11 protein-coding genes are annotated in these 13,758 nt (G+C 58.7%); 7 read left to right on the top strand and 4 right to left on the bottom strand.

All coding sequences use genetic code 11. From position 1 onward, the window contains the following. Positions 1-103: 103 nt before the first annotated feature. From LDL32_RS01415 to LDL32_RS01395, 5 genes are read left to right on the top strand one after another with little or no spacing between them, the layout of a single operon-like run. A complete protein-coding gene (locus LDL32_RS01415; RefSeq protein ID WP_233064055.1) occupies positions 104-2,185 on the top strand; it encodes a hydantoinase/oxoprolinase family protein in 2,082 nt (693 codons plus the stop codon). 24 nt (positions 2,186-2,209) lie between these two features. Further along, a complete protein-coding gene (locus tag LDL32_RS01410) occupies positions 2,210-3,835 on the top strand; it encodes a hydantoinase B/oxoprolinase family protein (protein WP_233064054.1) in 1,626 nt (541 codons plus the stop codon). 11 nt (positions 3,836-3,846) lie between these two features. Further along, positions 3,847-5,064: a pyridoxal phosphate-dependent aminotransferase gene (locus tag LDL32_RS01405; protein WP_233064053.1), complete on the top strand. Its 1,218-nt coding sequence runs from the start codon at positions 3,847-3,849 to the stop codon at positions 5,062-5,064. Beyond that, complete coding sequence (locus LDL32_RS01400; protein WP_233064051.1) at positions 5,061-5,879, top strand: NAD(P)-dependent oxidoreductase; 819 nt, start codon at positions 5,061-5,063, stop codon at positions 5,877-5,879. The genes LDL32_RS01405 and LDL32_RS01400 overlap by 4 nt, the downstream gene beginning before the upstream one ends. Positions 5,880-5,882: 3 nt before the next feature. Further along, the gene (locus tag LDL32_RS01395) at positions 5,883-7,076 is read left to right on the top strand and encodes an FAD-binding oxidoreductase (protein WP_233064049.1); all 1,194 of its coding nucleotides are present in this window, start codon (positions 5,883-5,885) and stop codon (positions 7,074-7,076) included. 113 nt (positions 7,077-7,189) lie between these two features. Here the strand turns inward: LDL32_RS01395 and LDL32_RS01390 are convergent, their stop codons facing one another. The 3 genes from LDL32_RS01390 to LDL32_RS01380 all read right to left on the bottom strand — a co-directional run bounded on the left by LDL32_RS01390 (position 7,190) and on the right by LDL32_RS01380 (position 10,621). Then, positions 7,190-8,464: an amino acid permease gene (locus LDL32_RS01390; RefSeq protein ID WP_233064047.1), complete on the bottom strand. Its 1,275-nt coding sequence runs from the start codon at positions 8,462-8,464 to the stop codon at positions 7,190-7,192. 155 nt (positions 8,465-8,619) lie between these two features. Next, on the bottom strand, positions 8,620-9,798 hold the full coding sequence (locus LDL32_RS01385) for a Xaa-Pro peptidase family protein (protein ID WP_233064046.1): 1,179 nt from the start codon (positions 9,796-9,798) through the stop codon (positions 8,620-8,622). Positions 9,799-10,123: 325 nt separating this feature from the next. Then, a complete protein-coding gene (locus tag LDL32_RS01380) occupies positions 10,124-10,621 on the bottom strand; it encodes an Lrp/AsnC family transcriptional regulator (RefSeq protein WP_233064044.1) in 498 nt (165 codons plus the stop codon). A 111-nt stretch (positions 10,622-10,732) separates the two neighbouring features. Here LDL32_RS01380 and LDL32_RS01375 point away from each other — a divergent pair, with 111 nt between their 5' ends. Together LDL32_RS01375 and LDL32_RS01370 are read left to right on the top strand one after the other, a co-directional pair. After that, on the top strand, positions 10,733-11,938 hold the full coding sequence (locus tag LDL32_RS01375; protein ID WP_233064042.1) for a diaminopropionate ammonia-lyase: 1,206 nt from the start codon (positions 10,733-10,735) through the stop codon (positions 11,936-11,938). 4 nt (positions 11,939-11,942) lie between these two features. Continuing rightward, entirely contained in the window at positions 11,943-13,181 is a 1,239-nt protein-coding gene (locus LDL32_RS01370) for a Zn-dependent hydrolase (RefSeq protein WP_233064040.1), read from the top strand. Between the two features lie 22 nt (positions 13,182-13,203). On the opposite strand, the gene LDL32_RS01365 is transcribed toward LDL32_RS01370, so the two are convergent. Next, positions 13,204-13,653: a VOC family protein gene (locus LDL32_RS01365; RefSeq protein ID WP_233064038.1), complete on the bottom strand. Its 450-nt coding sequence runs from the start codon at positions 13,651-13,653 to the stop codon at positions 13,204-13,206. Positions 13,654-13,758 lie beyond the last annotated feature (105 nt).

The raw sequence follows: 13,758 nt of genomic DNA, 5'->3' as shown, positions 1-13,758 counted from the left end.
CATTCCGGAACGTTACGATGTTGACACATATAGCACAAGTGCCTTAGGGCTTGTCATACAAGTTTGAAGCCTGAAACAACCGATTGGTGCAGAGGAGTCGGTCATGACGTCGGCCCAGCAGAGCTATCGTGTAGGCGTTGATATCGGAGGAACGTTCACGGACGTTGCCCTCGAACACAACGGACATCTTTTTTCCACAAAAATCCTGACCGATTACGGCGGCCCGGAACGGGCCATCCTGAAGGGGCTGCAAATTGTCTGCGACAATGCGGGCATTCCCCTGAACCGTATCGACGTTATCGTGCATGGCACCACCCTTGCCACCAATGCGCTGATCGAGCGCAGCGGCGCGAAAACCGCCTTCATCACCACCGCGGGCTTTCGGGACGTGCTGGAAATGCGGACGGAAAACCGCTTTGAACAGTACGACCTGAACATCACCCTTCCCCCTGCCCTTATTGATCGTGCAGACCGTCTGGTCGTGCGCGAACGCATGGATGCCGACGGGCAGGTCCTGCTGCCGCTGGACGCACAATCCGTTGCCGAAGTGGTGGAGCAGGTTGCCGCGCGCGGTTATGAGAGTGTCGCCATCGGGCTCCTGCACGCCTATGCCAATGGCGCGCATGAAGTGCAGGTGCGCGATGCGCTCCTGCAACGCTGCCCGGACCTGTCCGTGTCCATTTCCAGCGAAGTGGCGCCACAGTTTCGTGAATTCGAGCGGTTCAATACCGTCTGTGCCAATGCCTATGTCAAACCCGTCATCAAGTCCTATCTTGACCGGCTGGTCCTGGCGCTGCGTGAACTGGGCATCGGCTGCCCGGTCTACATGATCCATTCGGGTGGCGGCATCATCGCCCTTGAACATGCCGCCGAGTTTCCCGTCCGCCTGGTCGAATCCGGCCCCGCCGGCGGCGTCATATTCGCACAGGACGTTGCCCGCAGGCATGGCTGCGCCAGCGTGGTTTCATTCGACATGGGGGGAACGACGGCAAAGATATGCCTGGTCGAGAACTATGCCCCCAAGACCGCCAAGACATTCGAGGTCGCCCGGACCTACCGTTTCCGCAAGGGAAGTGGCATGCCCATATCCATCCCGGTGGTGGAAATGGTCGAGATCGGGGCCGGTGGCGGCTCCATTGCCAGCGTGGATGCCCTGCGGCAGGTACGCGTGGGGCCCAGAAGCGCCGGTTCCGAACCCGGCCCGGCCTGCTACCAGCGCGGCGGCACGGAGCCGACCGTAACGGATGCAAACCTGCTGCTGGGGAAGCTGGATCCGGACAATTTTGCCGGTGGCTCCCTGGCCCTGTCGCCGCCCGACGCCGGTGAGGCCGTTGACCGGAAAATCGCCTCCGCCATCAATGTGGATACGGACACCGCGGCCTACGGCATTGTCGAGATGGTGGATGAGAACATGGCCAATGCGGCCCGTGTCCATGCGGTTGAAAACGGCAAGGACATTGGTGAGTTCACCATGATCACCTTTGGTGGTGGCGGCCCGCTGCATGCCGCGCGCCTGTGTGAAAAACTTGGCATCGACAGCTTTGTGGTGCCACCGGGCGCGGGCGTAGGCTCGGCAATCGGGTTCCTGCGCGCGCCTTTCGGGTATGAAACGGTCCGCAGTTCGCGCATTTCCCTTGCTTCCTATGATGCGGCGGCAGTGCGCAGGCTGCTGGAAGGCATGCGTGAGGAAGTACTGAATTTCGTGGCATCCATGGAAAGTGATTCGCGCACGACATTCGAATGCACGGCTTTCATGCGCTACGTGGGCCAGGGATGGGACATTCCCGTCCGGCTGCCGCCCGAAGTCTTTGAACTGGGTGATGTGGCACGTATTGCCGAAAGTTTCCGCCAAGCCTATGCGGCATTCTTTGGCCGGACCATTGACGGGCTGGACATGGAAATCGTCAGCTGGTCCTTCCGCGCCAGCACGCCCACGGTTGAATCCGCCCGCGTGCCGCCCCCGTCGGAAACCAGGCAGGTCACGGCCACCGCGTCACGCCGGCTGTTCGATCAGGCAAGCCGGACCTTTGTGGATGCCGCCGTCATCGAACGCGAAAGCCTGAAACCGGGCGACCGGATATCCGGCCCGGCCGTTATTGTCGAACCCGAAACGGGCACGATCATCACCTCCCCTTTCGATGCCGTCATCCAGGCGGATGGCTGCATTCTGGCAACCCGTCGCTAACCGATTACGGCAAAGGAACAGGCCATGCAGGATTCACTGGTTGATATTCACATGCAGGTCATGTGGAACCGCCTTATTTCCGTTGTCGAGGAACAGGCCCAGACACTGATCCGGACCGCGTTTTCCACCTCCGTCCGTGAAGCGGGAGACCTGTCGGCCGGTATTTTCGACACCGAGGGCCGCATGCTGGCCCAGGCCGTGACCGGCACGCCGGGCCATGTCAACGCCATGGCGGAATCCGTGGGGCACTTCCTCAATGACATCGGTCGTGAAAACATACGCGAGAACGATGTCTACATTACCAATGACCCGTGGAAGGGCACCGGCCACCTGCATGACATAACCGTCGTGTCGCCTTCCTTCCTTGATGACAGGCTGGTCGGCTATTTTGCCTGTACGGCCCATGTGGTGGATATTGGCGGCCGCGGCTTTGGCCCCGACGCGAACGAAGTTTACGAGGAAGGCCTGTTCATACCGATCGTGAAGCTTTTCGATCAGGGCAGGCCCAGCGAGATGCTGCTGACGGTCATCCGCAACAACGTGCGCGAAGCGGACAAGGTGATCGGTGACATCTTTGCCCTGACCGCGTGCAATGAGGCCGGGCACCGCCGTCTGGTCGACATGATGCGGGAATTCGGGCTGGCCGATCTGGGTGGCCTCGGGGCATTCATCCTGGAACACAGCCGCCGCGCCACGCTGGAGTGCATCCGTGCGCTGCCACGCGGGACATGGCACAACAGCCTGACGCTGGACGGGTATGACGCGCCCGTCCAGCTCGAGGCGGCGCTGGGCATCCATGATGATGGCGTACATGTCGATTTTGCGGGAACATCGGCACCCAGCCGTTTTGGCATCAATGTGCCGCTGGTCTATACCAAGGCATACGCCTGCTATGGCATCAAGTGCATCGTCGCCCCCGAAATCCCGAACAACGCGGCCTCGCTGGAGCCCTTCACGGTCTCCGCCCCGCAATCGTGCATCCTGAACGCGCAGCGGCCCGCGCCCGTGTCGGTACGCCATATCCTGGGGCATTTCGTGCCCGACCTGGTGCTTGGCGCACTGGCGCAGGCGCTGCCCGACCAGGTTCCGGCCGAAGGGGCCGGCTCTCTATGGAACCTGCATATGAGCCTGCGCGCGATGGATGAAACCGCCGGGCGCAAGGGAGCCGAGATCCTGATGTTCAACAGCGGTGGCACCGGCGCGCGCCCGACACTGGACGGACTGAGCACCACGGCCTTTCCCAGCGGGGTGCATACCATGCCCGTCGAGGCGACCGAGCAGGTCGGCCCCGTCATCATCTGGCGCAAGGAACTGCGTGAGGGGTCCGGCGGAAATGGCGCATATCGGGGCGGGCTGGGCCAGTCCATCGAGATCGAGGCGGCGGAAGGATACGCGCTGCGCTTTTCCGCCATGTTTGACAGGCTCAGCCATCCGGCACGCGGGCGCAACGGTGGACAGGCCGGCGCTCCCGGGGCCGTGCGGCTGGATGACGGCACGAAGCTGCGCGGCAAGGGCAGGCAGGATGTTCCGGCAGGCCGCAGGCTCTGTCTCGACCTGCCGGGGGGTGGTGGCTACGGCCTGCCCGCCGACCGTCCGGAAGACCTGCGCGAACGTGACCGCCGCAATGGCTACACCCCGGCGGAAGGATAAGAAGACAGACCATGCATTTTGAAAATACACGCACGTCCCGCCTGGAGGTCTCCCCTTCCATGGCCGTATCCATGAAGGCGAACGCCTTGCGGGCGCAGGGGCGTGAGGTCATGGATCTCTCCCTGGGGGAGCCTGACTTCAACACGCCGGGCAATGTGGTCGAAGCCGCCATCCATGCCATGAAAGATGGCATGACCCACTATACCGGGCCGAGTGGCCTCATGCCCCTGCGCGAGGCGATCGTCGCCAAGTTCAGGCGCGAAAACGGGCTGGACTATACCCCGGCGCAGGTTGCCATCGGCATCGGGGCGAAACAGATCCTGTTCAACCTGTTCATGGGGGTGCTGTCGCCCGGTGACGAAGTCATCATTCCGGCGCCATTCTGGGTTTCCTATCGTGACATGGTCACGTTCAATGGCGGCAGCGCCGTTATTCTCGACTGCGGGATCGAGCAGGCGTTCAAGCTCACCCCCGAACGCCTTGCCGCGGCACTGAACCCGAAAACGCGCTGGGTCATGCTCAACACCCCGTCCAATCCGTCCGGCATCGTCTACAGCCGCGATGAACTGCGCGCACTGGGTGACGTACTGAAGGGCTATCCCGATGTTGGGATCATTTCAGACGAGATTTACGAGCATATCCTCTTTCCCGGTGCGACATTCTGCTCCTTTCCCGGCGCATGCCCGGACCTGATGGACCGCACGCTGGTCATCAATGGCGTGTCCAAGGCCTATGCGATGACAGGCTGGCGTCTGGGCTATGCCGTGGGGCCGGAAAACCTGATAAAGGTGCTGAACAAGCTGGAATCCCAGACAGTGACCTGCCCCAGTTCCATCTCGCAGGTGGCGGCGGCCGAAGCACTGAACGGAACGCAGGCATTCATTACCGAAGCCCTGACCGCCTATGCCGGGCGGCGGGACGTGGTGATCAGGGGTCTTGCCCGCATTGATGGCCTGCGCACCCTTGTCCCGCAGGGCGCGTTCTATGTCTTTCCGCATTGTGGCGCCTATCTGGGCCGTACCACGCCAGATGGCAGGGTGATCGCCACGGATGTCGATCTGGCCCAGTATCTGCTGACGGATGGTGGCGTGGCCGTAGTGCCCGGAGCAGCCTTCGGGCTTTCCCCCTATCTGCGCCTGTCATTCGCCACGTCAGCAACCGTTCTGGAAAAGGCGGTTGCGGCGATGGAAACCTCCCTTCGCAAACTTTCGCAGGATCAGAACGCATGAGCAGGTTCAACCATATCCTTGTGACCGGGGCGGCCGGTGCGCTCGGTCGGCAGCTCCGCACCGCGGGGCGCGAACTGGCGCCGCGCATCCGGCTGTCCGACCGTGTCCCCTCCACCGACCTGCAGGCGCATGAGGAAGACTTCGTCGCCGATCTGGGTGACTTCGAGGCCGTACGCAATGCCGTAAAGGGATGTGACGCCATCATCCATCTGGGCGGGCAGGCCATCGAGGGCCCGTGGGCCGATATCCTGAATGCCAATATTGTCGGCACATACAATGTATATGAAGCCGCGCGCCAGTGCGGTGTCTCGCGCATCATCTATGCCAGTTCGATCCATGCAGTGGGGTACTATGACCGCACACAGACCATAGATGCCAGCGCCCCGCCGCGCCCGGACAGCCTGTATGGGGTCTCAAAGGCCTATGCGGAAAATCTTTCGCGCTATTACTTTGACAAATTCGGCATCGAAACCGTCTGCCTGCGCATCGGTTCATGCTTCCCCAAGCCGGCCGACCGGCGCCACCTGATCACGTGGCTGTCCTATGATGATTTCCGCCAACTTGTCACGGCCTGCCTTGATGCCCCGCGCGTGGGTCATATGATCAGTTTCGCCACATCTGCCAATAACCAGAGTTTCTGGGACAACCGGCAGGCATCCGTTCTCGGTTACGCACCAAGGGACAATGCCGCGGATTTCCAGTCCGAAGTCTTTGGCATGACGGCACAGGGCGACCCCAATGATCCCGCCGTGCGCTTTCAGGGCGGGAGCTTCTGTGCCGCGGGCCATTTTGACGACACGCTGAAGAAAGGCTGAGCAATGAGCGAGCTTGCGTCATCCTACGATGTCGTGATCGTGGGCGGCGGCGTGGTGGGAAGTGCGGTCGCGTTCTTCCTGGCCACCAATTCCGACTTTGACGGGCGCGTCCTGGTCATCGAAAAGGACTGGACATACCGCAAGGCGGCCACGGCGCTGTCATCCAGTTCCATCCGCCATCAGTTCTCCAACGCCCTGAATGTCCGGATATCGATGTTCGGTGTTGAGTTCATCCAGAACTTTCCCACGCTTGCGGCCACCGACGTACCCGGCCCCGATCTTAACCTGACCGAGAACGGCTATCTGTTCATAGCCAATGACCAGCGCGGCGTGGATATCCTGCGCCGGAACGCCAGGACGCAGCAGGCATGCGGCGCGGATACGGTGCTGCTGGATAATGATGACATCCGCAGGCAGTTTCCGTGGATGACGGCCGACGACATCGTGCTGGGCAGTTATGGCCCACGGGGGGAAGGCTGGTTTGACAATATGGGTTATCTCAATGGCCTGCGGCACAGGGCCCGCGCCAGCGGCGTAACCTATATCGAGGACGAGGTGGTCGGCCTGGGCCGGAGCGCCGACAGGATCACACACGTCACCCTGCGCAGCGGCAGGAGCGTGGCGGCAGGCACCGTGGTCAACGCTGCGGGCACGCGTGGCACGTCGGTGGCACGCATGGCGGCGCTGGACCTGCCGGTTGAACCGCGGCGGCGTTCCCTATTTGTCGTTGACAGCCGGGAAAAGCTGGATGGAAAGATCCCGCTCTTTATTGACACAACCGGCGTATTCTTCCGACCCGAGGGCCGGTACTATCTGGCTGGAACCGTGCCGGAACATGATCCGGCGGTGGACCCCGATGATTTTTCCGTAGCGCATGATGAATTTGAAGAACAGATCTGGCCCGCCCTGGCCGAGCGCATCCCGGCTTTTGAGGCACTGAAAGTCATCAATTCATGGGCTGGCCACTACGACTACTGCACGCTGGACCATAATGTGATTGTCGGTCCCTCCCCCGAAGTACCCAATTTCCTGTTTGCCAACGGTTTCAGCGGGCATGGGCTGCAGCAGTCCCCTGCGATTGGCCGCGGCCTTGCGGAAATGATCGTATATGGCGCCTATCGCAGCCTTGACCTGTCGCCCCTGGGTTACCAGCGCGTGATCGACAAAAAACCTTTCATCGAGGAAGCCGTTATCTGATCCGGGCCTGCCGGATACATTCCTGTGCTGCCCCGCCTGCAAATTTCCTGACGGGCGGGGCGGCATCGTTCATTGCATCAGGTAGCGGACGCGCCATACTGGCGGGGAATATTTCAGTGCTCCTGCTGTTTTATGAAAGCCCGGTAGGACAGATAGGCAATCCCTGCCAGAACACCGCATCCCACTGCCTCGGCACGCATGTCCGCATCAAAGAAAAGGCAGACCGACGTACCAAGAATCATGATGGCCGCCATCAGGGCACATGCCATGCTGCGTGACATGGTGGCTTCATTCCCCGTTTTTGCGCATCGCAGGAAGGATGTCGTAATCAGGAAATAGACAATCAGCACCACGCATCCGCTTGAATTGAGAAGAAATTCAAATGCGTGGGGACTGACAAAAGATGAAAACAGGACCATGCCCATACTCACCAGGGAACTCATCAATATGGCATGGACGGGGGAGGCTGCGCCCTGCCCCATGAATATTTGCGGCGCATGGGCCACGCTGCTCAGGTTCACCAACACTCGGGAACTGATATAAATGCTGGAATTGAGGCACGAAACCAGGGTCAGGACAATCATGATGCTCATGACCGAAACCATGGCGTCCAGTCCCATGTTCCTGAATGTCGCGGCAAAAGGCGACTGCCCCGGTTGAAGGCTGCCGCTTGGCAGGATCAGCAATACAAGAAAAATGGGCAGAAGATAAAGCCCCGCCATCCTGATTCCGACCAGACGTGACAGCCACGAAAGCTGTTCACTGGAACAATGCGTATCCTGGGTGGTCAGGGTAATGACTTCCGACCCGGCCATGGTGAACATGATGATGGGTACGCTGTACAGGGTGGCACGGATGCCGTTCGGGAAAAAAGGTTTTCCAATCAGGTTGATGCCAAAGGCGTTTTTTATATTGTAAAGATCAGAAAAAACAAACCAGATACAGCTCAGGCAGAAAAACGATATAAATAATATCTTAAATAATGTAAGTACAAACTCTATTTCCCCAAACATTCTGGTCGATACAATATTTATCAATGCAACACATGAAATCAGACAGAGGGCGGTCATCCATGCGGGCAATGATATGTATGGATGCAGTATTTCCCCTCCGCCCAATGCTTCAACCGCAATGACCATAACCCAGTAAAGCCAGTAAAGCCAGCCGCTTACAAATACAGACCAGGCACCGTTTCCCGCGCCAATATAATGCAGGAACGATCCGCGTCCCGGGTCGACACGCATCTGCTCGGACAGGACCTTCATGACCAGAAACACCAGAAGCCCGGCATAAACTATGCTTACAAGAACGGAGGGGCCAGCCTGCCGGATGCCAGCCCCGCTCCCGACCAGCAGGCCGATACCAATCATGCCCCCCAGCGCGATCATCGTAACGTGCCGTCCGCCTAGCGGACGCGGTTTTTCAGCGTGCTGGGGGACATTGTTTATGCTGTCCGTGTTCTGGTCGGGTATATACGTCATGGAACACACCACATGTTACGTTGCAACCGGACGATGATTCCACATCATTATATACTGCCCGGTCAGGAAATAACGGGCATTTCCTTCGGGGCCCGGATGGTAAGGAGATGGGCCCCGTCATCCATGATAACGACATCTTCTTCATGGACGATCATTTTCCCCGGGGCATACTCCATGCCGGGCTCGATCGTCAGAACCATTCCGGGCTGGATAACCGTTTCCTCACCCTCCCTGAACGAGGGGGGTTCTGTCAACTGCATCCCCAGGCCATGTCCCAACCGGCCAACATTGTTCCCGATCGAGCCCGCGTCCTGCAGGGCTTCGGCCATGACTTTCCATACCGATTCCATTGTCCTGCCTGGGCGGGCGGCACGAATTCCCAGTTCTGTCGCATGCCATACGGCCTCATTGGCACGCCGTGCCGCGTCATCAATGCTTCCCACGGCATAGACACGGTCAAAATCACAGAAATAACCGTCATATGTCGCGCCGGTATCAATAAACAGGACATCACCATTGGCCAGCACACGATCCTGCGGGCCGCAGACAATCTGCGCCACGCCACCCGGTCCGGAGATTGCCGGCATGAACGGCACGCTGTCCGCGCCGCGGGCGCACATGTCCGCACGCAGGCGTTTGACAGCCGTCCGTTCCGTATCACCAACCGAAATCAGATCCGGCAACCCGATATAAGCATCACTTGCCACTTCGCAGATAAACCGGATATGTGCGATTTCGGCTTCCGTCTTGATCATCCGCGCCTGCCACAACGCAGGCGTCCCATCAACAATTTCCATTCCGGGCATACGCCTGCCCAGTGCCAGAAAATCCGAAACCGGCATGCGTAGCGCCATTTCGCGCCCCATTTCCGCTCCGATGCGCCCGAAGCGGCGCGGAACAGCGGATAGCGTGGCCGCCATGAGGGAGACGCCATCATCTTCCGGGCACGGTGCCGGCCAGGTACGGATATCTTCCACCCAGGTCCGCGCCATTTCCGGTGCGCCGATCTCGGGTATTACGGCGATGATGGAACCCTCACGGGGGACGACCACAAACCACGGACGGGTCGGACTTTCCCAGAACTGTGAATCAAATCCCGTGAAATAGCGGATGTTTGAAGGCGACGTGACGAATACCGCATCCAGTTTTTCCGCCTGCAGGATCGACTGCATCCTTTGTACACGCAGGGCGAATTCGGAAGCACAGAACCCTCTCCGGGGGGGATTACGAAGTACCGTCATTTCTGGTCCTTTTGCGGATATATATAAATTCCGTATGATACCATGTTAATACATCAATAAAGATGTCATACGCGCGTCATTTTACATCTTGATATTCACAATATTGCCCTGACAGGAAAAAAATAAACGGAATAACTGGTTTTTTAACCAGATACTCGCCGCTTGTCTGATCCAGCAGGCAAACCATGTTTTTATAAATATTGCATAACAGGCAAAAAAAGCACTCTATTTTCCATGTATATATGAAATTTTGTTTCGGGTTCTGTGCATCAGATTCCGCGCCGCATGTCCGATCCCGATACTTTGGCAGGTATCAGCCATATGATCAGCCGTTCCTGTTATCGGGACACGACACGGTCATGCCAGCCTTGACACGATCCATGACGACGGTTGTACGAAACCGCTTCACGTTATTATTCCCGAAAAAAAGCGTTTTGGTCAGTTCTTCATATTCCACCATTGTCGCAACCAGCATAACAAGAAAAAAATCAGCGTTCCCTGTAATGTAATAGCATTGCTGGATCTGTGGACACGTTGCAAAGCTGCGTTTGGCGGCTTCGATCAGTTCAGCCGTCTCGGTTATGACTTCCACTTCCACCAGGACCGTAATGGTGCGCCCGACGGATACGGGATTGATTACTGCGATATTTGCTTCGATCACACCGGATTCTTCCATGCGCCGGATCCGGCGCTGTACGGAGGGGGCGGACAGATTGACCGCCTCGCCTATGACGCGCTGAGGCGTCGTATTGTCGCGTTGCAGAATATCCAGGATGGCAAGGTCAAACCGGTCAAGACCAGACGGGCCCGCAACTGAAGACATGAAACCAGCACCTTCCGTGCAAAAAAAATGCAAAACATCCTGCTTAATACAGCAGATATTTCATGGATGTTGCAATATATTTGCAGTCACGCAGCAGGGGATTATGCAATAATGTTTCTTCTCAACAACAGTCCTTCTCATGACCAGTCCCTTCCGCCGTCCGATGCGCTGCTGCTGGGCGGGAACGCGATGCAGGAAGTGGAACGCTTCCTGAAATACAGGGAACACAATGCGCCGACACCGCTGCATGATCTGCCCCATATGGCGCGGGAACTGGGGGTGGGCGCCATCCAGGTCAAGGATGAAGGACAGAGGCTGGGACTGGGCAGTTTCAAGGCGCTCGGCGGCGGTTACGCAGTCGCCCGCCTGGTACTGGAACGGGCCGGGCAACAGGCCGGACGGGTCGTGGACATATCCGAACTGCATGGCCCGATGGTGCGGGCCACTGCCCGGGGAATGACATTTGTCTGCGCCACGGACGGCAATCATGGGCGCGCCGTAGCACAGGGTGCCGCCGCAGTCGGGGCAAAGGCCGTCATTTTTGTCCACAAGGGCGTAAGTCATGATCGCATCGCGGCCATCGCGCGCTTCGGGGCGGAGATCAGGCATGTGGATGGCACCTATGATCAGTCGGTTACCATGGCAGCCCGGACCGGCGCTGATAATGGGTGGATCACGGTATCGGATACATCCTGGCCTGGTTACGAGCATATTCCGGGGCTGGTCATGCAAGGCTATACGCACCTGCTCTGTGAAGCGCTCCGCCAGATGATCCGCCCCCCCACGCATGTATTCGTGCAGGCGGGCGTTGGGGGCATTGCGGCTGCCATTGCCGGGCATCTGGCGGTTATCATGGGTGCTGCGCGCCCGGTCTTTACCGTGGTTGAACCCGCGCGCGCCGCATGTCTTTATAAAACGGCGCAGATGGGCCACCCGGTAACGGTTCCGGCCAGCCAGCCCACCATCATGGCCATGCTTGAATGCCATACACCGTCACTTACGGCATGGCGCATCCTGTCGCATGCAGCAGATGCCTTCATGACGGTTGATGAAGAGGATGCGGTCAGCATCATGAAGCGTCTGGCCCATCCTGGCGGGCAGGACCCGGCAATTGTAGCAGGCGAAAGCGGTGGGGTCGGGCTTGCCGGGCTTGTCCGTGCCGCAAATTCCCCACAGCAACGCGCAGGCCTGGGGCTTGATGCGACATCGCGCGTTTTCGTCATCAATACCGAAGGCGCGACCGATCCGCTCCGTTATCGCGAAATAGTGGGACAGCGGCCTGAGCAGATCAGCCCTGCCGCCAGCATCCATGTCTGAGATCATGACTTCCCTGTCAGTCAACAGCGGGCGCCTTCTTGCCGATATTCACGAACTCGGCGCTATCGGGCGCGAAACCGACGGTCGATTGACCCGCCTCGCCCTGTCGGATGCCGACAGGCTGGGACGCGATCACCTTGTCGCCCGTATCCGGGCCGCGGGGCTGGAGGTCGCGATAGACCAGATCGGCAATATCTTTGGCATCTGGACACAAGACAGACATGCCGACCAGAAGCCGGTCCTGCTGGGTTCGCATATTGATACAGTCATCAATGCCGGTATTTATGATGGATGCTACGGGGTCATTGCCGGTCTGGAAGTCATCCGTACGCTCCGGGAAGCAGGTTTTACCCCGCCCAGACCGATTGCCGTCGCCGCATTCACGAATGAAGAAGGGGTTCGGTTCTCACCCGACATGATGGGATCACTCGTTTATGCAGGCGGACTGGATATCAAAAAGGCGCTCGCCACACGCGGCACCGATGGCACGGTACTGGCGGATGAACTGGTCCGCATTGGTTACGCCGGCCCGTACGCCCCCGGTTTTCTGGCGCCCCACGCTTACGTGGAACTCCATATCGAGCAGGGACCCGTGCTAGAACATATCGGCAGTTCGATCGGCGCGGTTGCTGACCTGCAGGGCATTTCATGGCAGCGTATCACGATTGAAGGCCAGGCCAACCACGCGGGTACCACCCCGATGGCATTACGGCGCGATGCCGGTCACGCCGCAGCGCGGATCATGACTTTCATCCATGATCGTGCCAGTCGCCCAGATACATCCGGTGTCGCGACGGTTGGCACCATTGCTTTTGAACCCAATGCCATAAATGTTATTCCTGCCCGCGCCACATTGACCATTGATCTACGCAATCCAGACGAAAACCGGCTTGTTGAGGAGGAAGACGCCTTGTCGCGCTTTCTGTCACATCTCCAGGCAACGGGAGACGTGAAAATCCATGTGGAAAAGCTTGCCCGCTCCGCACCCGTCAGGTTCGATCCACGCATTGTTGCCCTGATTGAAGATGTGGCATCAAGGCGTGGCCTTGCTTCCCGGCGCATGACTTCCGGTGCGGGTCACGATGCGCAGATGATCGCAGGCATGGCGCCCGCCGCAATGATTTTCGTTCCAAGCAGGCTGGGCATCAGCCATAACCCGGAAGAATTCACTTCGGATGAGGCGCTGGTCGCGGGCGCGAACGTACTGCTCGATGTTGTCCGGCATCTCGCACATGAAACCTGATCTGGATCAGGAAGCCGGCCGGTCAGCGCTCCGGTTTACTGGTCTCACGTGTCAGCAGGACGACACCTGCCTTCTCCGCCGTGTCATAATAGGTAAATCCTGTTCCGTTCTCCCTGCGGCCGCGCATCAGTACGGGAAGATCTGACGCCGCTTCGGCCGCATCCGCGTCCGGCACTTCAAAACCCATATGGAAGACGCCCTCCCCCTTTGTATCCAGATGGATACGCTGTGGCGTCGGATCATCATTGGGCTGGCAGAGCTGTATCTGGATATTCGGGAGATTGCAGACACGATACTGCATGGCCAGAAAGCCGTTCCGGTCCGGCACATCAAGTTGCGTGTATTCTTCAAGCGGCGGATAGGAAGTCCAGGGACCGATGCCGATGGATTCATAATAGGCCTGCGTCGTGTCTATGTCATGCACGACAATACAGACATGATGCAAATTGCCGAACGGGCTTTTTTTATCCATCTTCATGCTTCCATAAGTAAACAGCCAATTACGTTATAAATGCCGGAATGGTGTCTTCACATTCATCAGCAGGGTGCATGGCATTCCGCACGATCACGCGCAACA

This window comes from Komagataeibacter sp. FNDCF1 (assembly GCF_021295335.1).
GTDB lineage: Bacteria > Pseudomonadota > Alphaproteobacteria > Acetobacterales > Acetobacteraceae > Komagataeibacter.
The sequence above is the reverse complement of the archived record's forward strand: the minus strand, read 5'-3'. Positions and strand labels throughout refer to the sequence as shown.

Bases quoted from the DNA above. Each gene is read 5' to 3' on its own strand.
- LDL32_RS01400 (WP_233064051.1), top strand. From the start codon at position 5,061: ATGAGCAGGTTCAACCATATCCTTGTGACCGGGGCGGCCGGTGCGCTC.
- LDL32_RS01395 (WP_233064049.1), top strand. From the start codon at position 5,883: ATGAGCGAGCTTGCGTCATCCTACGATGTCGTGATCGTGGGCGGCGGC.
- LDL32_RS01365 (WP_233064038.1), bottom strand. From the start codon at position 13,653: ATGGATAAAAAAAGCCCGTTCGGCAATTTGCATCATGTCTGTATTGTC.
- LDL32_RS01415 (WP_233064055.1), top strand. From the start codon at position 104: ATGACGTCGGCCCAGCAGAGCTATCGTGTAGGCGTTGATATCGGAGGA.
- LDL32_RS01380 (WP_233064044.1), bottom strand. From the start codon at position 10,621: ATGTCTTCAGTTGCGGGCCCGTCTGGTCTTGACCGGTTTGACCTTGCC.
- LDL32_RS01390 (WP_233064047.1), bottom strand. From the start codon at position 8,464: ATGATCGCGCTGGGGGGCATGATTGGTATCGGCCTGCTGGTCGGGAGC.
- LDL32_RS01375 (WP_233064042.1), top strand. From the start codon at position 10,733: ATGTTTCTTCTCAACAACAGTCCTTCTCATGACCAGTCCCTTCCGCCG.
- LDL32_RS01405 (WP_233064053.1), top strand. From the start codon at position 3,847: ATGCATTTTGAAAATACACGCACGTCCCGCCTGGAGGTCTCCCCTTCC.
- LDL32_RS01370 (WP_233064040.1), top strand. From the start codon at position 11,943: ATGACTTCCCTGTCAGTCAACAGCGGGCGCCTTCTTGCCGATATTCAC.
- LDL32_RS01410 (WP_233064054.1), top strand. From the start codon at position 2,210: ATGCAGGATTCACTGGTTGATATTCACATGCAGGTCATGTGGAACCGC.
- LDL32_RS01385 (WP_233064046.1), bottom strand. From the start codon at position 9,798: ATGACGGTACTTCGTAATCCCCCCCGGAGAGGGTTCTGTGCTTCCGAA.